Consider the following 22,584-nt stretch of genomic DNA (forward strand, 5'->3'; position numbering starts at 1 on the left):
TCCTTATTTCGTAATTTCCCACTGTTCTACATTATTAAAGAAACCATACACACTTGGTGTGGCATTTACCAGACGTTTGTTAACAGCCGCCTGCGCACTGACAATATAAGCAGAGAACATCGGCACATCTTCCTGCACTTTCTGATCCACTACTGAATAAAGACCTTTGATCTCATCAATATCACTTGTCGTCTGTGTCTTTGCAAGTGCTTCATTTACACTGTCATCTCCGTATCCGGTCCAGCTCTCCTCGCCACCTAAAAGCCATGCTACATCCGGGTATGGATCAACCGGCGCATAAGTATACTGTACCGCCAAAATATCATAATCATTTGTACCTGCTACAGACATCAGGGTTGCAAAATCCACTGTCTGCACTTCCACCTTAATACCAACTGCAGCCCACTGTGCCACAAACACATTTGCTGCATTTACGAATGCGCCGTCTCCGGAATTCACACAAAAACGTAAAGTCTGTGATCCGTCCCATCCGGCCTCTGCTAAAAGTTCTTTCGCTTTCTCCACATCCTGTTCTACCGGAACGATGCCATCGTCATAAAAAGGACTTGCAGAAGAAAGAAATCCGTCTACAACTTCACCTTTTCCTTTTAAAAGCTGCTCTAAAACCATCTTACGGTCAATTGCATATAACATTGCCTGACGCACACGCACATCAGGAACATTCTTTGTCTGGATAAACACGGACTGGTTTGTTACCGGTTCTCCGTATACAACATTCACATTGGAAAGTCCTTCAATGCTGTCATAATCTTCCTGTGGGATAACACTCATTGTCGGCTGTGTAATGTCGATCTCCCCGGACTGTAATCCGGCATAAAGCTGACTGCCGCTTACGATCTTGATATTGAGTTTCGCGATCTTTGGTGCACCTTTCCAGTAATTTTCATTCGCTTTATAAGAAATATAATGATCGACATCAAAATCCGTCACCATATATGGTCCGCTGACCACATCCGGATGATTAAACCAGTCAGCCGTCTTTAATTCTTCCTCACTGTACTGCTCGATCACATGTTTTGGAAGTGTCATCAGATAACGTGCATAGGAATTTTCAAATGTGGCTAATGACATCTCATCTTTTGTAGTAAACTGTACTGTTGCATCATCAATCGCTTTGATACCGTCGATACTCTCCGCTCCCTCTTCCGTAAAACCGTCATCTCCGACACCTTCAAACACATAATACATCATGGAGGTATTTCCAATAACCGGGGAAGTCAGACGAAGTGCTGTATATACCACATCATCTGCAGTGATCTTCTCGCCATCTGACCAGGTTGCTTTCTCATCGATATGCACGATGAAATTTTTATTATCTTCCGTTGTGACAGAATCAGCAATCTCACCTTCAAATTCCAGTTTGGAATTTAATTCCACCAGTGGAAGAAACATCAGGCTGGTCGCATATTTATTGATCTCACCGCCATCCATCAAAAGCGGATTTAATGTTCCAAGTGTATCCGTAACACCAATGTTTACAATATCATCTGAAACTTCTGCCATCTCTGTTGCTGCAGCATTTTCCCCCTGCGGCTGACTGCCTGTATTGCCGCCAGAAGTCCCGCATCCAACAGCAGTAATCCCCATCGCAGCCGTAAGCATAAGCGCCGACAGGACTTTTTTCCATCTTCTTTCTTTTCTCATAATTTCCTCACTTTCTGACAAAAAACTGTATTATGCCCGCTTCTCGCACATAAACCAGTACTTTTTGCACATTATTACTAGTAATCCACTAGGAATTAGGTAAATTATATTTTTTCTTTTTTAAATTGTCAATCATTTTTTCAGAATATCCAGGTGTCAAAAGGTGATTCACAACTTAGCATCTTTCAGATTGACAAAAAAATTACGGCTGATTATAGTATTCCTTAGAATAAAGAAAAGAGGCAATACACATGAAAAATCTGTTAATCTATCAATCCACTGAATATGACTGTGGCCCGACCACCTTGACAAATGCAATCCGATATCTGTTTGACCGTGAAGAAATTTATCCTGATATTGTCAAATATATTATGCTCTATTGTCTCGATTCTTATAATGAAGCCGGTGAGGTAGGAAAACGCGGTACTTCCGCATCTGCCATGATGTTTTTAAGCAACTGGCTCACCCAGTTTGGACAAGTGAAAAACTTTCCTATTTCCTGCAATTTTCTATCTAAAAAAGATGTCGTATTATCCCAAAACAGCCATATTATCGGTGCCCTGCAGCAGGGTGGTGCTGTTTTGCTCCGTGTCTACTTAGAAGTACCGCATTATATTCTGCTGACTGGTGTTTCGGACAATGATATTTATGTGTTTGATCCATATTATGAAGAGATAGATGACCCTGAACTCGACAAAGAATTCTTTGAAGATGGCATCACCTTTATCACCGATCAGCCAAAGCGTGCTAACCGCATGATTTCAATCGACAGGCTTTCAAGTACCGGTGTCGGCTTTTATGAAATGGGACCATATGAGGAACGTGAGGCTGTGATCCTGTTCAACACAAATACCAGGAAAACGCCCGAAAACAGTATTGAATACATCATATAATTGTATCTAATATCAAAAGTCCTTTCCGGATCTCATCTTCACACAGTCTTCCATAACCAAGTAAAAGAATCTGTTTGTCCGGTGCAGTTCCGGCAGATCCGATTTTTTCACTTTCTATGGAATACTTGCTGTATTTTGTATTCTCATATCCATTCGAAGCCATTTCCGGAACAACGTATTCACTGATTCCATAGATACGTATTCCCTGCTTTCCTGCAAGGTCACATATCTCCGCTTCTTTTTTTTCTGTACGTATCTGCACCAGAACATGCAGTCCTGCATGATCTCCGTAAACTTTTTCCACCCAGTTTCTCTTTTTTAGTTCCGCAAGGAGGAAATCATGTTTTGCACGGTAAATTCCTCTCATCTTATTCAGATGACGTTCAAAATGTCCCTCTTCAATAAACGCACGCAATACCTCCTGCTGGATTTTAGGAACAGTTGCAGAGTAAAATCCACATTTTTCATGATAACGATTTAACAATTCCGGCGGAAGCACCATATAACTGATTCGAAGTGACGGTGCAATGCTCTTAGAAAAAGTTCCAATATAAATAACCTTATCAAAATGATCCACACTCTGCAGGGACGGGATCGGCTTTCCACGATACCTGTATTCACTGTCGTGATCATCTTCGATCAGATACCTGTTTTCTTTTTCAGAAGCCCATTTCAGCAGCTCCAGTCTCTGCTTTAACGGCATGACCGTTCCAAGCGGAAACTGATGGGAAGGCATAATGTAGACAATATCCGGATCATATTTTCTGACTTTCCAGGGATCTATTCCATCTTCTTCCACGGTAACCAGTGACATCTGGTATCCCATATTTAAAAATGTATGATATGCCTGCAGATAAGTCGGATTCTCCATCAGGACACGCTTATTTCTGCCCAAAATCTGTGTCAGTAAGATCTCAAGATATTCATTTCCGGCTCCGATAATCAACTGATCCGGCTCACAGTTAACCCCTCTCGCCTGATGAAGATAAGCTGCAATCGCCTTTCTGAGTCCATAATCTCCCTGTCCATCTCCGGATAAAAGCAATTCCTCCCGGTCATCTAACAGCACATTTTTATTTAATTTTCTCCACACATTATATGGAAAATGTTCGGTATCGATCGCATATGGTGAGAAGTCAATGATATCTTCCCCCATTTTCTCTTTCTGTCCCTTTTTCCCAAATGGAGCTATATCTTTTGATCCATTTTCTGCATGACCAAATTCATATAATTCCGTAATATCGCATACAAAAAAACCCCTGCAAGGTTCTGCTTTGATGTATCCCTCTGCCAGGAGCTGTTCATATGCCATTTCCACGGTACTTCTGCTTACAGACAAATGTTTTGACAAAAGTCTTGTTGATGGAAGTTTTTCCCCGACGGGAATCTTTCCCGCAATGACATCCCGTTTGATATACTCATATATTTTCTCATAGAGGGGAGCTTTCGCTCCCCCCTGTAGATCAATCATTATTTCAATCATTATAATTTTGCCTATTTGCTTTTTTTGATTTCTGCAACGATCTTTTCTTTTAAATCATATGCGCGGTCTTTCATCTTCTTTGATGCGGAAGGCGCAGCCTGAATCCTTGAAATACACTTAGATGCCACATCATATTTTTTAAAATGATATGCCATTGCTGCAAGAAGATAATCTACGGTACACTGATCCATTCCACACATCGGGAACATCTCTGTAGACATTGCTTTCATAAAGCCTTCATATGCCTGCTGGTAAAATGCTTCTTCCTGCTCTTTTACCTCTTTTTTCTTCCCTAATGTTTCAGGATCAGTTCCTTTTAACTCCTCCCCTTTTCCACGATACAGCCAGGAAAGTTTCAGACAGGTATATGCTTTCTCACTCGTCTTTCCTTTTTTCACGATCGTGTTAAACAGCGCCAGTTTATAACGCTCAATCGCCTGGTCATAGTCTAAAACCATTGGTTCATCAGAACCACTTGGTTTGAAGTTCACACAAACCTGTTCTTTGACCAGTTTGATCTGTCCTGATGTTACATGCTCAAAATAGCGGTTCATCGCTGTATATCCGCAATACGGGCAGGATGCCACATCATATTTTAATGTATCAATATATTCAAAACGTGGACGCAGATCCAGATCCGGCTCTAATCGTTTGATTCGTCCGTTTTTAATCATTTTGGTCTTAAATACCTTATCACATACAGTACAGCGGATCGCTTTGTCTAACAGAAAACTGTCTTCTGTCGGAGCAGCTTCTGTTTTTCCTCCATTAGCAGATGCTGCCGGCTTTTTCTCTTCTTCAAACAGATCCGTTGTGTTATCCGCTTTGATACCAAATTTTTCCAATCCTGCAAATAAATTCATATGTATTTCATATCCTTTCCTGATACGCCCGTTTCCGGGTGCAAATGCACCATCCCGGTGTAGCTAATGCTTATGCATTAGGTAATTTAAATGAGCTCTTTAATGACACAATTCTGTTAAATACCAGATGATCTGCGGTTGAATCCTTTGCATCCACACAGAAAAATCCCTGTCTTACAAACTGGAAACTGTCATATGCTTTTGCATCTTTTAAGTTTTCCTCAACAACACAGTTTTTCAAAATCGTAAGGGAATTCGGATTCAGATTCAGACTTCCGTCTTCATTATACACGCCTTTTTCCTCATCCACAATATTTTCATAGAGACGGATTTCAGCCGGAACTGCCTGTGCTGCCGATACCCACTGGATCGTTCCTTTTACTTTACGTCCGTCCGGGCTGTTTCCACCTTTTGAAGCCGGATCGTAAGTACAGTGTATCTCAGTTACCACTCCATTTTCATCTTTCACAAAACTGTTGCATGTCACGAAATATGCATTCATCAGGCGCACTTCGTTGCCTGGGAACATACGGAAATATTTCTTTGGCGGCTCCTCCATAAAATCTTCACGGTCAATATAAAGTTCGCGTGAAAATGGAACTTTACGCACACCAAGTTCCTCGTTCTCAAGGTTATTAACTACCTCAAGATACTCTGTCTCTCCCTCCGGGTAGTTATCGATCACCACTTTGACCGGATCTAAGATTGCCATCATACGCGGACGTTTCATCTTTAGATCCTCACGGATGCAGTATTCTAACATTGCATAATCCACGGAACTGTTTGCCTTGGAAATACCACAGAGTTCTACGAACATTTTTAAAGATTCCGGTGTAAATCCTCTTCTGCGGAGTGCTGCGATCGATACAAGACGCGGATCATCCCAGCCGTCTACGATACCTTCCTCTACAAGACGTTTGATATATCTTTTTCCGGTTACAACATTTGTCAGATATAATTTTGCAAACTCGATCTGTCTTGGAGGCATCTCATCCTTGTCAGGGATCATGTCCTTGCCGACTTCATCAATTACCCAGTTGTAAAGAGGTCTGTGATCCTCAAATTCCAGTGTACAGATAGAATGGGTAATTCCCTCGATCGCATCCTCTAATGGATGTGCAAAATCATACATTGGATAGATGCACCATTTATCTCCGGTTCTGTGATGTGTCATATGTGCCACACGGTAAATAACCGGATCTCTCATATTGATATTTGAAGATGTCATATCGATCCTTGCACGGAGCACTTTCTCTCCGTCAGCAAATTTACCGTTTTTCATATCTTCAAATAAAGCAAGATTCTCTTCCACGCTTCTTGAGCTCGCCGGATCTTCTTTTCCAGGCTCTGTCAGAGTACCACGGTACTCACGGATCTCATCTGCACTCAGATCAGAAACATATGCTTTTCCTTTTTTGATCAGCTTTACTGCTGCTTCATACATCTGGTCAAAATAATCGGATGCGAAAAACAGTCTGTCCTCCCAGTCTGCCCCAAGCCATTTGATATCTTCTTTAATTGCTTCCACGAACTCCGATTTTTCTTTGGTCGGATTCGTATCATCAAATCGTAAATTGAATTTTCCATTATATTTCTGTGCAAGTCCAGAATTTAAAAGTATGGACTTGGCATGTCCGATATGAAGATATCCGTTCGGCTCCGGTGGAAATCTTGTATGGACGGTTTTGCAATGTCCTTCCTCTATATCCTGATCAATAAACTGTTCGATAAAATTCTTTGAGACATTCTCGTTCTCCATGATGTCTGTCCTCCTCATATAACAACTCATGCTATATCATGTGCAAAATCAGCACATGATCAACATTCGCCGCTCGTCAATCATTCAAATATGTTGACTCACTTACACTCATTATATCATACATGATACACCGCTTGGGTGCAAGTAAAATATAGCATGAATTGGGGATTTTGGTAAGAAATTATTTATCCTTAATTTTCATTCATCTTCGCTGCCTGGCCGGAGGATGTGTGGAGCAAATAATTGCTTCCACAGCTATAACTACTATCATCACATATACTGCAGCTCTGTATTTGTTATTCCATCCTATATGTTTCCAGCTATTTTATAATGCAAAAAATGTCATTTTTTTAAAGTTTTTGCATTTCTACCGTTATTATAAGAGACATTCTCGAACGTGAAAGTCGCAGAGGTCAGAAAAAAATCACTGACCCGGTCCTTTTAAAAAAGATTATCATGTTCCTTGCTGATAACATTGGAAGCAACATCTCTGTTTCTTCTATCGGCAACACCTTGGTAAATGAAGGACTTCTTGAAAACGGGAAGCGAAAAGGAACCCCAAGTGTTCACACTGTTCAGGCTTATGTGAATGCACTTCTAGAGTCATATTTTTTCTACGACATCAAAAGATTTGATATCAAAGGAAAGGAATATTTACGCACTCTTGGCAAATACTATATTGTCGATATCGGACTTCGAAACTATCTGCTTGGATTCAGAGATCGTGACAGCGGTCATGCAATAGAAAACATTGTTTACTTTGAACTGATTCGTCGAGGCTATGATGTTACTATAGGTAAAGTTGGTAATTTCGAAGTGGATTTTATTGCAACAAAGGCAGACAACAAACTTTATGTTCAGGTCACAGAATCAATGACAAGTGAAGATGTTCGTAGCCGGGAATTAGCACCACTCAAAAAAATCAGCGATAACTATGAAAAAATCGTTCTTTCCTTAAATACAGGCATAGATTCTTCCTATGATGGCATAAAATCAATCAACCTGATCGACTGGCTAATCTCAGAATAAAAACAGAATATACGGAAAGGAACCAGAGGTAATCTCTGGTTCCTTAAATTCATAGGATATTCTCCGATGACTTTTGTTTTTTACGCATTTTCATTCATCTTCGCAAGTTTCGCTGCCTGGTCTGCTGCGATACATGCGTCAATAATCTCCTGGATATCTCCGTTCATGATCTTATCAAGTTTGTAAAGTGTGAGGTTGATCCTGTGATCTGTCACACGTCCCTGTGGGAAGTTGTAGGTACGGATCTTTTCGGAACGGTCACCAGTTCCAACCTGGCTCTTACGAAGCTCTGCCTCTGCATCGTGGGCTTTCTGCTGTTCTAAGTCGTACAGTTTAGTACGCAGCAGGGCAAATGCCTTTGCCTTGTTCTGGATCTGTGATTTTTCCGTCTGGCTGTAGATCACGATTCCGGTCGGGATATGTGTTAAGCGCACGGCAGAGTCTGTCGTATTGACACACTGACCGCCGGCACCGGATGCACGGCAGACATCGATACGGATATCTTTATCATCGATCTGTACATCCACTTCCTCAGCCTCCGGCATCACAGCAACCGTGATCGTTGATGTATGGATACGTCCGCCGGACTCTGTCTCCGGCACACGCTGTACACGATGTACACCGGACTCATATTTCATAACAGAATACGCGCCCTGACCACTCAGCATAAAAGTAACACTCTTCATACCGCCGATGCCTGTCTCATCTGCTTCCATAATCTCTGTCTTCCAGTTTCTGCTTTCTGCATAATGCAGATACATACGATAGATCTCAGCTGCAAATAAAGCTGCCTCGTCACCACCGGCGCCCGCACGGATCTCAACGATAACATTTTTGTCATCATTCGGGTCTTTCGGAAGTAAAAGAATTTTCAACTCTTTTTCTAACTCTTCCACTCTTGCCTTAGAATCGTTTAATTCTTCTTTTGCAAGCTCACGCATTTCCTCGTCTGACTCTTCCTCTAGCAATGCAAGAGAATCTTCAATATTCTGTTTGCACTGTTTGTACTCTTTGTATGCGTTTACGATCGGAGTCAGGTCACTCTGCTCTTTCATCAGTTTACGGAAACGCACCGGATCATTTGCAACATCCGGCTCACTTAACTCACTCATTAATTCTTCAAAACGGATCAGTAAATCCTCTAATTTATCAAACATAAATCCTCCATTCCTGTGTATCAAAGAATACCTTTACACATTCCCTGTTTTCACATACCATCTTTCTAACAAACACACCACATTCCACGCTAAAGCATTCCTGTCACAACACGGTCATTTTGTGCTAAATCTTTGATGACCGCCACATTCTTAAATCCCGCCTCTCTTAAAAGCCCGGATACCGCCTCGCCTTGGTCATAACCGATCTCGAACAGAATGTGCCCTTCCGGTTTTAAATACGATGGACATTTCTCCATGATCTTCCGGTAAAAATATAAACCATCTTCTTTGCCATCCAATGCCTCCATCGGTTCAAAATCCCGTACTTCCGGCATAAGTTTAAGTACTTCTTCTGTTCTTATATAAGGTGGATTTGATACGATCACATCATAAGTTCCTGTCACATTATCAAACAGATCACTGCGTTCAAATGTAACCGAAACCTGATTCAGCTTTGCATTTTCTTTCGCCACAAGAAGCGCCTGTTTGGAAATATCCGTCGCTGTTCCCTCCACCTCCGGTATATTATGCACAATACTGACAATAATACAGCCGGAACCGGTACACATGTCAAGCACATTCATTCCCGGTTTTACAACTTTTAATGCTTCTTCCACTAAAGTTTCCGTATCCTGCCTTGGAATAAGCACATTGGAATTGACTTTAAATTTCAATCCCATAAATTCAGCCTCACCGACAATATACTGTAACGGCACATGTTCTGCGCGTTTTCTCAGTGCGATCTCATATTCACTTAACTGTTCCTCAGCTACCTCGTCCTCCATATGCAGATAATAAAAACTGCGGTCAATCTTGCAGACCATCTCTAACAGCAGCCATGCATCGATTTTAGCATCTGCCACATCTGCCATATTTAAAACTTTCTCACCGAGATTAATTGCTTCCCGATATGTCATGTTCCTTACTGTCCTCTTGCTTTATTTCTTTCACATAAGCCTTCCAGTCAAACACAGCCTCAACAGATGCCATACCCACCTCGATCATGTCATCCTCCGGTTCTTTCGTTGTAATGTGCTGCAACAGAAGTCCCGGTTTGCTGAGCAGATTGACAACTTCATTATCACTGCGTCCTGCCAGTCTTATAAATTCATAAGATACCCCCGCGATCACAGGGATCAGCACAAGACGAAGTACCAGTCTTAACACTCTTGAATCCACATGGATGAACATAAAAAAGAAAATACTGATGATCATAACGATCAGCAGGAAACTGGTTCCACAACGCTTATGTAATCTGGAACTCTTTCTCACGTTCTCCACCGTAAGATCCATCCCATGTTCAATACAGTTAATACACTTATGCTCCGCACCATGATACATGTAAACCCGTTTGATATCAGGCATCAGCGAAATCGCTGCCACATACCCGATAAAAATTGCCAGACGGATCAGCCCCTCTAAAACAGCGATCAGCATATAGGAATCTGTAAACTTCTGAAAAAATACAGATATATAATATGGAAGAATCATAAATATCGCGACAGCAAGAACAATGGAAAATGCAACCGTACCACCCATCATCAGGCTGTCCTGTCTTTCCTGCTGCTCTTTGGTCAGCACTTTCTTCTCGCGCTGTTTTTTTGATTTTTTTTCATGTTCCTGCTCTTCTTCCTCAAAAAAAGAAGCGGAAAACGTCAACGTTGCAACACCCAGGTACAACGACTCTATAAAACTGAACACACCGCGTAAGACCGGCATGTTTCTGATTTTCTTATTTTTTATAATACCTTTATATTCGGAAACCTCAAGTGCAATTTCCCCATCTGGCTTTCTGACAGCTACGGCGTATTTTTCCTGATTTTTCATCATCACACCTTCCATGACTGCCTGTCCGCCAATCCCGGAATATCTCATGTTAATCTCCATTCTTATGTGTGAAAAAGAAGATTTTCACACTGTTTTCCATTCCTGTCGGTTTTCACGAAATTAACGAATAAAATCATCCGACGCTCTAAAAAAAGGTTGAGATTAAATAAACCTCAACCTTATCTTTAACCATGTTCACTTGCGTACTATTTGTTAATGCCGTACTTCTTGTTGAACTTATCGATACGTCCGTCAGTTCTTGCAGATTTCTGCTGTCCTGTGTAGAACGGATGGCATTTGGAACAAATTTCTACGTGGATATCCTCTTTTGTAGAACCTGTTACGAATGTGTTACCGCAGTTACATGTAACTGTTGCCTGATAATAATCTGGATGGATTCCTTCTCTCATGATTTTCACCTCTTTATGTTCTTATCGTTATTTAGTTTCGCCTGTTCAATCCTTTTATACCCGTATGCCCGATCCGCATATGGTACTTACTCCAAAGGAAAGTCCCGATAAACAGCTTATTCAGTGTAACATACGATTTCAAAAAAATCAAGATATTTTTAAATAATTCTGTTCTTTTTTACCATATTAATATATTCGCGATTATTTTTGGTGCGTGCAAACATATTCAAAATATTCTCCACGGCATCATCTTTGCGCATTCCATTGATTGCTTTTCGCATGATGTCAACTGCTTCCTGTTCTTCGGAATCAAGCAGCAGATCTTCTCTTCTGGTTCCCGATTTCACGATATCGATTGCCGGAAATACACGCTTTTCCGAAAGTTTTCTGTCGAGCACGAGTTCCATGTTACCGGTTCCCTTAAATTCCTCAAATACAACATCATCCATCTTGCTTCCGGTATCAACCAGCGCTGTCGCAAGGATTGTAAGGCTTCCTCCCTCACGCATATTTCTCGCTGCACCAAAGAATCTTTTTGGCATATGGAGTGCCGCCGGATCAAGACCTCCGGATAAGGTACGTCCACTTGGTGGAACCGTAAGGTTATATGCCCTTGCAAGTCTTGTGATACTGTCAAGAAGGATCATGACATCTTTGCCGTGCTCTACCAGACGTTTTGCACGGCCAAGCACCATCTCCGATACACGTTTGTGATGTTCCGGGAGTTCATCAAAAGTAGAGTAAATTACCTCAACATTATCGCCCACAATGGCTTCCTTGATATCTGTAACCTCCTCCGGTCTCTCATCGATCAGAAGGATGATCAGGTGCATATTCGGATTTCCTGATGTTACTGATTTGGCGATTTCTTTTAAAAGTGTTGTTTTTCCTGCCTTAGGCTGGGAAACGATCATACCACGCTGTCCCTTACCAATTGGGGAAACAAGATCTACAATACGCATCGCAACACTGCATCCCGGGCGTTCTAAACGTATCCTCTCATTCGGAAAAATCGGTGTCAGATCTTCAAAACTTTTTCTCTTCTGGGCTACACTCGGGTGATAGCCGTTAATTGTAGTCACATATAAAAGTGCCGAAAACTTTTCCTGCTGTGTCTTGATTCTTGTATTACCACAGACAATATCTCCCGTTTTTAAATTAAACTTTCGGATCTGTGATGGTGAAACATACACATCATGCTCACCCGGAAGATAATTCTCACAGCGGATAAATCCGTATCCATCCGGCATAACCTCTAAAATACCATTTGCCGTAATTCCACTGTCAAGACTCATCATGGTATCATCTGCCGCTGCAGATGCCGTCTGATTTTCCTGTGTTTCTACCGGCTCTTCTGCCTTTTCTTTTGTCTGACGATCTGCATCTGTTCCGCGTTCCCTTGGTACATATTCCGTCCTTTTTCTGGAATATTCTTTCGGCTGTGCATGATCTTTCGAACGCTCTGTGCCCTCTTTTGCTTTCACACGCTCCCCGCGCTCTTCCTGCGTCTGCATACTCTCCGTCTCTTTTTGTTTGCGTGCATCTTCTTCAAGCATACGATTGACCAAATCGCTCTTCTTCATGGAAGAAATATTCTTCAGTCCCCGTGCCTTTGCCAGATCACGCAAAACGACTAATGATAAACTCTCATATTTTTCTCTCATTCATAAACTCCTTACTTTTTTCACCTGTTGGAATCGTCTGCGGAAATGATGTCTGATGTGACAATTGAATTTTTCGATGTGGCTATTATACTACATCTTTTTCTAAATAGGAAGTCCTAATTCTTGATTTTTCTCCCTAATCGCAAAAAAGCAGATACTACGAAAATGTTCAAATCCCTGTTCCTGCATATAATAATATACACTGTAATAACCGGAAACAGTAAAATCTGCCTTTAATGCCCAGAAACTCATCGATCGATTTCGGCGTGTCTGTAAAACCGGCTTTGTCAAATACCACTTTCTTGTAGATTAATCCATTTACACAGGCAGATGACATCAAAATGAAAGCTGTAAGAAATGCAGCACTGCACCGCAATTTGACTTTATTCCCATTCTGTTTTCTTATTTGTAATCAAATTTCCCGTCGTTCTTTTCTTCTAAGGCTTTGATCATATGATAAGTAAACTCATTATACGGTGTAGGAATGCCTAACTCTCTCCCCATACGAACGACTGCACCGGCAAACATATCTACCTCTGTGTGACGCTTTGCATCAAGATCCTGAAGCGTGGAATATCTAGCGCGGTCCATGACTTTGCTGCCAAAGGTTGAGGATGTATCCGATTTGTCAAAATCAATTCCTTTTGCCTTTGCGATCAGATCCACTTCCTCCCTGAGTCTGTCCCGCAAAAATGCCATATGTTCGCTGTCTTTATAGGCTCCGACGCCACAGCCAACCATAGCCTGCGCCTGATTATTTGGCACATTGAGCCGGAATTTGCTCCAGATTTCCGTAAGGATCACATCAGTTGCCCTGTAATGAAGCCCTGTATCCACAAAAAGATCATTTAATGCTTCAACTCTCTCTGTCCCTCTGCTAAGATCTGCTTCCCCGTAGATAATGCCGATCGTTGTCTCCGGCTCAAATTTTACATGGTTGCCATCTCTCTCCGATGCCACTTTGATCAGTGAATGTACGATTTTATCAGAAGAGATCACCTCTGAGATGATCTCCTCACTGTCCACGCCGTTCATCAAGCTGATAACGGTTGTTTTCTCTCCCACCACCGTCCGGATATCCTTTAATGCCGGGCGGAGTGCATTGTATTTCATTGCTACGATCAAAAGATCTACGCCGTGTGCCTCCTCAGGTGTTTTTATGACTGGATCGTATCTTTTATCATTGATAAAAAATCCTTCTTTTTCATAACGTGCTCTGCGTTCTCCTGACGCAACCACACACAGATCAATATCTTTCTTTTGGGTAAGTCCCCAGATGATGTAGGAACCTACTGCTCCTGCTCCAAGTATTGCAACTGACTGATATTTCATTTTACTCCATTCCTGCGTGTGAAAAATCTTATTTTTCACACTAGCCTGTTTTCATTCTATTTTTTTCTTTTCATTTTGCATGACCGCACGGAAAATACCTGATGCTGCAGCGAAAAGTACCCCTGCCACCGGCCAGATGATCCATGTAAAATCCCAACGCATTGTCCAGAAACTCCATCCCAGATAAATTGCAGTGGCAATACACCAGTACGCTCCGCTAAATGCATCTAACTTCTTTTTCAGTTTCTTTTCTGAAATAGTATAATCTCCCTCCTGCAAAAGAATATCATAACTTCCTTTTATTATACCGACACGGATTATCATATACACGCCACATGCTACCAGAATTAAAAGCAGCGATACAAAGCTGGTACATACAGCATCCGGTGCATCCATACATGCTGCCACCAAAAGCGGGATTGCCGCAACGATGCAGAGCACCACGCCAACGGCGATTCCTCTGGTAAATGTTCCCTCATAATTTTTTAATTTTTCCTTTGCAAGCCCTTCTACCCCATAGGCGGTTTCAAAACATTCGTTTTCCAGAAACTCGAATCTTTTTGTCTGCATACCGCAGAAAATAAATGTAAATACCGCTGCAGCCACAAATCCAAGCAGGCATACCAGTCCAACCGATGCAGCCACACCCTCGGAAATATTTCCAATCTGCGCCTCCGATAATCCTGCCAAAAATATCAGAACTGACGGACTGACGATACAGGCTGCAACTGCAGCTGCGATCTTCGGTGCATTTTTCTTCCGGACTTCCATAAAATCATTTGCATCTTCCACCGAAACCTTTTTTAATGGAAAATCTTTGTCGGAAGGTTCCACTCCCTCAATGGGCTGCGGTGTCTCACATTCATCTTTTAAAAGGTAGTCTGTACTCACCCCAAAAATCTCTGACAGCTGGATCACCCTCTGCAGATCCGGTATTGACTGGGCACTCTCCCATTTTGACACCGCCTGTCTGGAGACGGAAAGTTTCTCTGCCAGTTCTTCCTGCGACCATCCGTTCTTTTTTCGCTCTTCCATAATTTTTTCAGCTAAAATCATAACTCATCCTCTTTTCTTTTTCAATGATGTGATCTTTGTTACGCCTCCATCATACCCATTTTGACCGGTTGCAGGCTACCAAATGTGCCTGTCAATCTGTCAATTGATGGTTGCAATTCCCGCAATTTAGGCATTTTCCTGTATTTTTTGATCCAGGAACTTTTTATCACTCTCACAAACGACCGCCCACTGCAAATTTAGAAAAGCTCTTTGTTGTAAAGTTCACTGTCTGTTTCTTAGAATCATAATAAGATTTTGAAATCTTTTTGACATTTCCTTTTTTGTTGATGGTGTACGCAAAAAGATCTTTCTTTTTTTCTTTCTTAGAAATCTTATAATGGATCTTTACGGTAACCTTTCCCTTTTTCAATTTTCCTAACGTTTTTTTCTTTGCACCTGTAACCGAAATTTCATACATTGGACGTTTTTTGACAATTTTACCTGCCTTTGAAGAAAGAATGCGTTTATCTAATTTCTTAACATGAAAATACACATCTGAATTCATCTGTTTTTTTATTTCTTTTAAGGCATTGCGGTCCATCGTAATTATAACGTTTCCATATTCCAGTTGCAGTGCTTTTGCCTCATTGTCAATAAGACGATTCAACGTTGACTTACTAACCTTTAAAACCTGCTTTTTCCCTTTCCTGGACTTACATTTTATTCTGACCGTCTTATTTTTTATCTTTTTATCCGGTGTTGGTTTTTCTGTTGTCGGTTCTTCCGGTGCTGGTTTTTGTGGTGTCGGTTTTTGTGGTGTCGGTTTTTCCGTCGTCGGTTCTTCCGGTTCTTCCGGTGCTTCTAAAGCACCACTTCCAGTCTGTGTTTTCTTTTCTTTCACAATAACCTGACAGGCAGCTTCACTCCCTGCATAGTTTTTATTGCCATTATATTTTGCGGTAAAAGAATATGTCTTTGTCTTGTTCGGAAGTGATACCGTCCACTGATCATTTTCCTTCTTAACCAGTGTAATGCTGGAATCATTGCAAGTAATATCCACCGGTTCATCTGCGCTGATTCCCTGTTTTATAACTTTAAGTGTTACGCTGCCAGCACCCTCTGATCCTGCGGGCGTTGCAAGAAGCTTTAGTTCTGTAACAGCCTTTGTAATTTCCAAAAATGCCTGCCCATAACAGGATTTTGCAGAATCAGAAGATGCTTCAAAATAAATTGTATATTTACCTGCGTCTGTATAAGCCGGAAGTTCTTCTATTGTATAAGGTCCGTCCTCCTTCATACTGTATCGAAGATTCACACCCTCCCCTGGTCTAATGTCAAATGTATGCCTGTTTGAATCATACGGCACTGTAACCGGTCTTGTCGTACACTCTGCTATCTCCTGATCTTCGTCTCCGGAGGAATCATTGTTCTCCTGATAATAATAAACAATGTCCATGCTGTCTTCCGTGATCGTTATCTTATCCTGATCCACACTGTTTCCCACACAGGCATAACCGGATAACTCAGGATTTCTTAAGGTATATGTAGAATTGCGTGGTACATGGACAATCGATGCTTTTGTATTCGGAATATCTGTTTCTGTTCCGTCTTCGTTCTTTAACCGGTAATGAATGTTGACGGTACTCCATGCCTGATTACCTGTTTTATCTGTCGCTAAAACTTCCTGTGTATCCATGTCCACGATTTTTCCATCCAGTCTGTCACCGTTTGTCAGACCATACACATCATTAAGTACAACGGAAAGAGACTCTCTTGCAGCATCCGGGTCATAGAAATTTGTAAGGGCTTGGATGGTAAATTCTTTTTCTGCACTATATTTTACCGTTATTCCATCTGCGCCGATAATGCGAAAACTCATCTTAAGATGCTGTTCTTTATTCACCATATTTTGTACAACCGTGCGAAATTCCAAATCATGATCATTGGCTTTTGTGATATTAGACTCGGTAATTCTGTATTTTTCACTGTCTCTGTCAAGTGTCGCGGTTTTGTTATGAGGAATAGAAACTTCAGGATCACTGATATAAAGAGCCGCCGGTTTACTGACATAATCCGTGTTATTCAGCTTTCTTGCCAGTTCCATTTTGCAGACCTCACAAAACGGCTGTCCGAGCCACCGCATCATACATTCACGACTGGGCGCAAATGCGGTATCCGTTCCCGCATTCGTGATTCCGATCCCGCGAAATCCTAACATTTTGCTCCATTTGATTTTCTCCGGATCAGTAGTGTCGGACATATTTGGTTTGTTGGTATATCTCTCATATTCATCGCCGAGTCCGCCTATACTATGGGCAGTCTCGTGAGCCATAACCATTCCATCACTATTATCCTCAGAATTTGTAGAAAAAGAAAATAATGGATTTACTGATGCACCATAGCTTCCTGTATCATTACAAAGTATATGAATCGTTCCAACATTTGCGCCTTCATCCAGATAATTTTCTTCCAGTTCCGTTCTTAACGCTTTCGCCCTTTCATCCCCGCCATTGGTAAATCCGGCTGCCTTTCCATATACTTTGACATGAAAATATGTATCCGGACTCTTGCCGCCATACACTCCAATGCCTGACTCGTTAGAAACTGCCTGCACAGCGTAAATATTAATACGGTCAGAATATTCCCTATATGGTGACCATGTCAGCATTCCACGCGCCTTTTGAGTGGCATCTTCCAAAAACTGATCCTGCTGACCGGCGGTATATCCATCTCCCATGATCACGATCACAAAGTTTTCTTTATCATCACCAGTCTTATGAATTACCTGAACCGGAAATGTGGTTTTGGATTTTTCTGTATTTTTTGCCATTACTGTTTGTGGCAAAAGCAGCAGTAACAATAACATCATATAGATACATACTGCTTGTATTCGTTTTGTTTTTCTTTTCATGTACTTCACCTTTTGTTGAATAAGTTTTCTCTTTGCCAGCAGATTTTTTACGCAGTTTCCTCGGAATTGCGCTTGATGCTGTCCACAATGCTCATAATCTTTCTTGCCGAATCCATATCATCTTTAAACAAAGCTGTGATACTGCCCGCCGACCGGAACGGTTCGTCCATCAGTACCCTGTTGTCATCAATATTTCCATTTGCAACAATATAATCAACGATCAGCCTTACAAACCGGATCTGATTTACATTTAAACGCTCTTCTGTCAGGAATTCACTAAATGCTTCATTGACTGCTTCCCTGTCAACTCCTACAATCTGCCGTACCAGACGTCCCACCGGCGTATCTCCATACTCTTTTTCATAATCTGCTTTTGTTCCCAGTTCTTTCCAGAGAATTTCTTCTAACTCTTTTAAATCAGCCTCTGTAAGTCTTTTATTATGTCTCAGTTTAAATACTGAAATTTTACCCTTGTGATCCCGAAGGTAAAACTCTACTTTTTTCCGGTAATTTTTCAGATCCACGCTGGCATAAATGGGTTCCCCTTCTTTCCTATCTGTGATCTCATCCGTAAAATCGGTATAATAAATTCTTCTTCCTGCACGTTCCAGATATTGAAGCAGATCCCGCAAAGCCTCCCTCACTTTGTCTAATTCTACAACCGTTACATCATCCCAGAAATTTGTCTCCTGAACTTTTGCAATCATTTCTTTTTTTGCTGCGACCTGCGGAAGCCGATATACTTTCGAGAGCTGTTCGGCTGTTGTCATCACAATTTGAATTGGTTTCTGGACGCTTTTGCTCTGTAATAATCCCAGATCAATGCTGTAAATCAGATAATCAAATCTCCGGGCAAGTTCATTTTCTTTTTTGGGTTTCATTAACGGTGCGATATGTTCTTTAATCTCGGATATTTCAATCGTCTCTAACTGATTCCAACTTGACAGCTTCCGAAACATCTCTACATATCTGAGATGCCTTTTTACCACAAAGCTGTCATCATTTAATTCTATCACTGCCTGATTCAGCCCCATTACCAGCTCTTTTCGGTACACTGCATAATCCGCATCCATGACATACTGTGATGCCTGCAGTTCCCTGCATATCTGTGCCTTTGCATTATATATTTTTTCACAAAGTGATTCCTGAATTCCATTCTCAGAACCATTTTTATTCACCCGAAAGTATTCAAAATTATTACAGAAGTCAAAAATCAGAAAACGCTCTTTATCCATTCCCTCGCCCAGCAGATCTTTGCATAAACGCGTTCCTCTTCCTATCATCTGCCAGAACTTTGCATAACTGCGCACCTTTTTAAAAAATACAAGGTTTAAAATCTCCGGAACATCAATTCCCGTATCCAGCATATCCACAGATACTGCAATCTGCGGCATTCGTTCTTTTGTGCCAAAATCATCAATCAGTGTATCTGCATATTTGATGCTATAATCGACCTGTTTGATAAAATCTCCACCATATTCCGGAAATAACGTGTTAAAACGCTCCACAATCTTTTTCGCATGAGGAGTGTTTTTTGCAAAAATAATCGTTTTTCCAATTTTATCCCCACCTTCGATCTTTAACCCCTTCTCCATCAGCTCTTTTAACACCAGATCGATCGTGTCGTCATTAAAGAGCCATGTATTAACTGCAGTATTGGAAATATCCTCCTCCACCGTCTCTTCATCTTTGAAAGTTTCCTCAAACTTCTCTTTCTCTTCCTCAGACAACTCATTATAATGGATGCCTTCTTCCATGATCTTCGTTTTGTATTCCAATGTCGAATAAGTGACCAAATATCCCTCTTCTACCGCCTTTTCTAATTCATAAGCAAATGTCGGGACGCCGCGTTCAAGATCAAATACCCCGTATGTATTTTTATCAATTTCATTTTTCGGCGTTGCCGTCATGCCAAGAAGCATTGCATCAAAATATTCAAAAATTTCCTGGTATTTTTTGTAAATACTGCGGTGCACCTCATCACAGATGATCAGGTCAAAATATCCCGGTGTAAACAAACGATCCCCATATTTATTTTTCGTCTCATCAATTGCATTCATCATGGTAGGATAAGTGGAAAAAATCATGCGGCAGGCTTCCGGATCATCTTTTCCTTCTACCAGGTTACAGCAGGATAAATCATCCAGCAAATTTGTATAACTGTTCTTCGCCTGCTTTACCAACGCCGTCCGGTCTGCAAGGAACAAAATATTTTTTACATAATTATGTTTCCGCAGCACATCCACAATACTGATGCTGACTCTGGTTTTTCCAGAACCGGTAGCCTGCACGATCAGCATCTTCCGATGCTTTTTTTCAATTGCATCACAGACTGCTGTTACCGCTTCTTTCTGATAAGGACGGTTTGTAATATCATCCCGAATTTCAATGTTTTCCAACGGAATTCTTAACTTTCTTCTGTCTATCTCAATCTGTAATTCTTCCTGCGTAAAGAACCCGGATACCTCGCGCCTTGGATATCCCTCATTATCATTTGTATAAAAAATTTCGAATCCATTTGTGGTAAAAATCAGTGGACGCTGCTTATACTGATTTTGCAGACAGTCCGCATATAATTTTGCCTGCTGGCTTCCAACGATTGGATCTGCCGATGCTTTTTTTGCCTCTACCACTGCCAACGGCAAATGGTCTTTTCCCCATAAAACATAATCCACAAAGCCATTTCCTGAGGCATTGGGCATACCGGTAACCGGTTCCTCCTCCGTACAATTCCGTCCCATAATCCATCCTGCTCTCTGTAATTCCACATCGATATATCTCTTTCGCGTCTCTGCCTCGCTGATCTCATCTACATGGAACTCTCTGGTCTGGCTGTGAAGTGTACGCTGTGCCTGCATCTGTTTTCGCAGCTGCTCATTTTCCCTGCAAATTTCTTCTAATTTTTTATCTTTGCTGGACAGACTCTCATATAAACGTCTTAACTCCTCCGCTTTTACCCTTTTTTCATCCCCGGATGGCAGTATAGACTCATCAAAAAAACGTTCCGTATATTCTTTCGAATAGGAATAATCAATCCAGTCACAAAATTCAAACAGATCACGCAGGGCTATGACTGCCTCATCTCTTTTGATATTACTGTTCGTATGGACTGCGACATTTCCAAGATGGATTGTATATTTCAGCATCGGAAACAGTCTTGGTTCAATGATGCTGCGAAATGTAGGCTCATGGATCAGACTCGACACATTATCCCGATACGGAAGTGTCAGTTCCGCATCATAGGAAAACACAAATCGAACCGCGAGTTCTAACGCTCTTCTGGAGAGAATCGCACATGTCGCAGGCGATATGCTGATGCTCTTTTCTGCCTCTATCGCCTGTTTTGCAAAATCGGAATACTCTTCTTTTTCTAAAAGATAATCAAAATTAGTTTCCATGGCTGATGCTCCTTTTTCTTGTGTGGATAGTGATTAAGTCCTTTTTCGTTTATTTATTGTTGGATGATGATGTTAGTATTACAATTTTAATATCAAGCAGCGAGAGTGGTTTGTGGGGAGGTTGCAAGTTTCAATTTGTTGACTTGTTTGTGAAACTCAATAAACTGCATCTGTATATCCATCGGTGGTAATAATAAAGGCATAGTTTCTATTCTAAAAATAGCCAACTTAGGTACACCAACAGACATTTTTCTCTCGTTAATGTAATCCTGAATACCTGGGGAATTAATGTAATGAGCAAAAAAAACGCCATCTATGACCTTCTCTGTTTTAGGAACTAACTTAACTGCATTTTCAGTCAAATTTGCACCATCATACTTTTCTGGAATAACTCCCGCCATACCAAGATTTACACCAACATTAGTCAAATAAATATCGCCACTTTTGACCGTATATCTTTTGATATGCTCATACACTTCTTCATCAATATAATGAATATCATCATCAAGAATAGTCTCGTTTTTCATATCTGTTGCTCTCAGATATGGATGAGCAGTTGCATCATCAGCATATCCCATACCTTTAGGAATACGCTTACCACCTTTAACTTCATAATAGTCGGATATAATACCCGCATTCCATCCCTTATCGTTAAGTTTTGGATCACCAAACATCTCGACAAATCGGGCTTGGATGAGGTTGTCTAATATTTCCAATTCCAGTTGCCGCAGTTTCTTTATTTTTACTATTCGATTCAATTCATCAACAATATGTGATTGCTCTTCTAATGTTCGTAAAGGAATTTTCATTTTGCACATTGCAGCTTGCGTTAATTTCTGTCTCGTTGCACCATTTATCATTCCATCAACCTTATAAAACATAAGTGAATAACATAAGTAATCTACATTTAATCCCACCTTTGGTTTTAATACATGAGCATGATTATTAACCCAACATTTTCCAGAAACTCTATAAGCAATAGGTCTCTCTTTTGAACCAAAGTTTCCACCATCCTCAGCTAGTAAAACAAGTTCATCATCAAAAATGTAATCAGCAACATAGTCTTGAATACCATTTGCTCCATAATAAGGATATTCTCCCTCTTCTCTATCCGATGCTGTAATAGGTACTCTCATTGAATCAAGTATTTCACAACAATCTTCCACATACATCATTTCCATCTACATCATTCCTCCG

Annotated in this window: 17 protein-coding genes; 2 read left to right on the forward strand and 15 right to left on the reverse strand. The window is 41.0% G+C overall.

Annotation, left to right across the window (positions count from 1 at the left end; all coding sequences use genetic code 11):
• Positions 1 to 3: 3 nt before the first annotated feature.
• Positions 4 to 1,665: an ABC transporter substrate-binding protein gene (locus H8S51_RS12385; RefSeq protein WP_186899148.1), complete on the reverse strand. Its 1,662-nt coding sequence runs from the start codon at positions 1,663 to 1,665 to the stop codon at positions 4 to 6.
• Positions 1,666 to 1,916: 251 nt separating this feature from the next.
• On the opposite strand from H8S51_RS12385, the gene H8S51_RS12390 reads away from it, so the two are divergent.
• Positions 1,917 to 2,558, forward strand: coding sequence for a peptidase C39 (locus tag H8S51_RS12390; protein ID WP_186899147.1), 642 nt, complete (start codon positions 1,917 to 1,919; stop codon positions 2,556 to 2,558).
• Here the strand turns inward: H8S51_RS12390 and pdxR are convergent.
• From pdxR to H8S51_RS12405, 3 genes are all read right to left on the reverse strand, one after another.
• Positions 2,551 to 4,041, reverse strand: coding sequence for a MocR-like pyridoxine biosynthesis transcription factor PdxR (pdxR, locus tag H8S51_RS12395; protein ID WP_186899146.1), 1,491 nt, complete (start codon positions 4,039 to 4,041; stop codon positions 2,551 to 2,553). The genes H8S51_RS12390 and pdxR overlap by 8 nt on opposite strands.
• Before the next feature lie 11 nt (positions 4,042 to 4,052).
• Positions 4,053 to 4,904, reverse strand: a complete 852-nt coding sequence (locus H8S51_RS12400; RefSeq protein WP_186899145.1) for a DUF2225 domain-containing protein — start codon at positions 4,902 to 4,904, stop codon at positions 4,053 to 4,055.
• Positions 4,905 to 4,974: 70 nt separating this feature from the next.
• A complete protein-coding gene (locus H8S51_RS12405) occupies positions 4,975 to 6,663 on the reverse strand; it encodes a glutamine--tRNA ligase/YqeY domain fusion protein (protein WP_117919423.1) in 1,689 nt (562 codons plus the stop codon).
• 378 nt (positions 6,664 to 7,041) lie between these two features.
• On the opposite strand from H8S51_RS12405, the gene H8S51_RS12410 reads away from it, so the two are divergent.
• Positions 7,042 to 7,692, forward strand: a complete 651-nt coding sequence (locus H8S51_RS12410; protein WP_408639581.1) for an ATP-binding protein — start codon at positions 7,042 to 7,044, stop codon at positions 7,690 to 7,692.
• Between the two features lie 80 nt (positions 7,693 to 7,772).
• Here the strand turns inward: H8S51_RS12410 and prfA are convergent, their stop codons facing one another.
• From prfA to H8S51_RS12465, 11 genes are all read right to left on the reverse strand, one after another.
• A complete protein-coding gene (gene prfA / locus H8S51_RS12415; protein WP_015520252.1) occupies positions 7,773 to 8,849 on the reverse strand; it encodes a peptide chain release factor 1 in 1,077 nt (358 codons plus the stop codon).
• 89 nt (positions 8,850 to 8,938) lie between these two features.
• A complete protein-coding gene (gene prmC / locus H8S51_RS12420) occupies positions 8,939 to 9,766 on the reverse strand; it encodes a peptide chain release factor N(5)-glutamine methyltransferase (RefSeq protein WP_117919425.1) in 828 nt (275 codons plus the stop codon).
• A complete protein-coding gene (locus H8S51_RS12425; RefSeq protein ID WP_186899144.1) occupies positions 9,744 to 10,724 on the reverse strand; it encodes a DUF1385 domain-containing protein in 981 nt (326 codons plus the stop codon). The genes prmC and H8S51_RS12425 overlap by 23 nt, the downstream gene beginning before the upstream one ends.
• Before the next feature lie 158 nt (positions 10,725 to 10,882).
• Positions 10,883 to 11,086, reverse strand: a complete 204-nt coding sequence (gene rpmE, locus H8S51_RS12430) for a 50S ribosomal protein L31 (protein ID WP_006859131.1) — start codon at positions 11,084 to 11,086, stop codon at positions 10,883 to 10,885.
• Positions 11,087 to 11,244: 158 nt separating this feature from the next.
• Positions 11,245 to 12,750, reverse strand: a complete 1,506-nt coding sequence (gene rho / locus H8S51_RS12435) for a transcription termination factor Rho (protein WP_186899143.1) — start codon at positions 12,748 to 12,750, stop codon at positions 11,245 to 11,247.
• 102 nt (positions 12,751 to 12,852) lie between these two features.
• The gene (locus tag H8S51_RS12440) at positions 12,853 to 13,002 is read right to left on the reverse strand and encodes a hypothetical protein (protein ID WP_172606719.1); all 150 of its coding nucleotides are present in this window, start codon (positions 13,000 to 13,002) and stop codon (positions 12,853 to 12,855) included.
• A gap of 150 nt (positions 13,003 to 13,152) precedes the next feature.
• Positions 13,153 to 14,082 (reverse strand): ketopantoate reductase family protein, encoded by a 930-nt coding sequence (locus H8S51_RS12445; protein WP_117919431.1) that lies wholly within the window; start codon positions 14,080 to 14,082, stop codon positions 13,153 to 13,155.
• A 51-nt stretch (positions 14,083 to 14,133) separates the two neighbouring features.
• Positions 14,134 to 15,138 (reverse strand): helix-turn-helix domain-containing protein, encoded by a 1,005-nt coding sequence (locus tag H8S51_RS12450; RefSeq protein ID WP_186899142.1) that lies wholly within the window; start codon positions 15,136 to 15,138, stop codon positions 14,134 to 14,136.
• 172 nt (positions 15,139 to 15,310) lie between these two features.
• Positions 15,311 to 17,989, reverse strand: a complete 2,679-nt coding sequence (locus H8S51_RS12455) for a M64 family metallopeptidase (protein WP_241070706.1) — start codon at positions 17,987 to 17,989, stop codon at positions 15,311 to 15,313.
• A 47-nt stretch (positions 17,990 to 18,036) separates the two neighbouring features.
• Positions 18,037 to 21,387 carry a DEAD/DEAH box helicase family protein gene (locus tag H8S51_RS12460; RefSeq protein ID WP_186899141.1) on the reverse strand — a complete coding sequence of 1,117 codons (3,351 nt, stop codon included), beginning with the start codon at positions 21,385 to 21,387 and terminating at the stop codon, positions 18,037 to 18,039.
• 92 nt (positions 21,388 to 21,479) lie between these two features.
• Positions 21,480 to 22,568: a restriction endonuclease subunit S gene (locus H8S51_RS12465; protein ID WP_186899140.1), complete on the reverse strand. Its 1,089-nt coding sequence runs from the start codon at positions 22,566 to 22,568 to the stop codon at positions 21,480 to 21,482.
• Positions 22,569 to 22,584: the final 16 nt, after the last annotated feature.

The organism is Roseburia rectibacter (assembly GCF_014287515.2).
Taxonomy (GTDB): domain Bacteria; phylum Bacillota; class Clostridia; order Lachnospirales; family Lachnospiraceae; genus Roseburia; species Roseburia rectibacter.

Coding starts and splice junctions, on each gene's coding strand:
- H8S51_RS12400 (WP_186899145.1), bottom strand. CDS start 4,904: ATGAATTTATTTGCAGGATTGGAAAAATTTGGTATCAAAGCGGATAAC.
- prfA (WP_015520252.1), bottom strand. CDS start 8,849: ATGTTTGATAAATTAGAGGATTTACTGATCCGTTTTGAAGAATTAATG.
- H8S51_RS12460 (WP_186899141.1), bottom strand. CDS start 21,387: ATGGAAACTAATTTTGATTATCTTTTAGAAAAAGAAGAGTATTCCGAT.
- H8S51_RS12465 (WP_186899140.1), bottom strand. CDS start 22,568: ATGGAAATGATGTATGTGGAAGATTGTTGTGAAATACTTGATTCAATG.
- H8S51_RS12455 (WP_241070706.1), bottom strand. CDS start 17,989: ATGAAAAGAAAAACAAAACGAATACAAGCAGTATGTATCTATATGATG.
- H8S51_RS12425 (WP_186899144.1), bottom strand. CDS start 10,724: ATGAGATATTCCGGGATTGGCGGACAGGCAGTCATGGAAGGTGTGATG.
- H8S51_RS12390 (WP_186899147.1), top strand. CDS start 1,917: ATGAAAAATCTGTTAATCTATCAATCCACTGAATATGACTGTGGCCCG.
- pdxR (WP_186899146.1), bottom strand. CDS start 4,041: ATGATTGAAATAATGATTGATCTACAGGGGGGAGCGAAAGCTCCCCTC.
- H8S51_RS12385 (WP_186899148.1), bottom strand. CDS start 1,665: ATGAGAAAAGAAAGAAGATGGAAAAAAGTCCTGTCGGCGCTTATGCTT.
- rpmE (WP_006859131.1), bottom strand. CDS start 11,086: ATGAGAGAAGGAATCCATCCAGATTATTATCAGGCAACAGTTACATGT.
- H8S51_RS12405 (WP_117919423.1), bottom strand. CDS start 6,663: ATGGAGAACGAGAATGTCTCAAAGAATTTTATCGAACAGTTTATTGAT.
- rho (WP_186899143.1), bottom strand. CDS start 12,750: ATGAGAGAAAAATATGAGAGTTTATCATTAGTCGTTTTGCGTGATCTG.
- H8S51_RS12450 (WP_186899142.1), bottom strand. CDS start 15,138: ATGATTTTAGCTGAAAAAATTATGGAAGAGCGAAAAAAGAACGGATGG.
- H8S51_RS12445 (WP_117919431.1), bottom strand. CDS start 14,082: ATGAAATATCAGTCAGTTGCAATACTTGGAGCAGGAGCAGTAGGTTCC.
- H8S51_RS12440 (WP_172606719.1), bottom strand. CDS start 13,002: ATGAGTTTCTGGGCATTAAAGGCAGATTTTACTGTTTCCGGTTATTAC.
- prmC (WP_117919425.1), bottom strand. CDS start 9,766: ATGACATATCGGGAAGCAATTAATCTCGGTGAGAAAGTTTTAAATATG.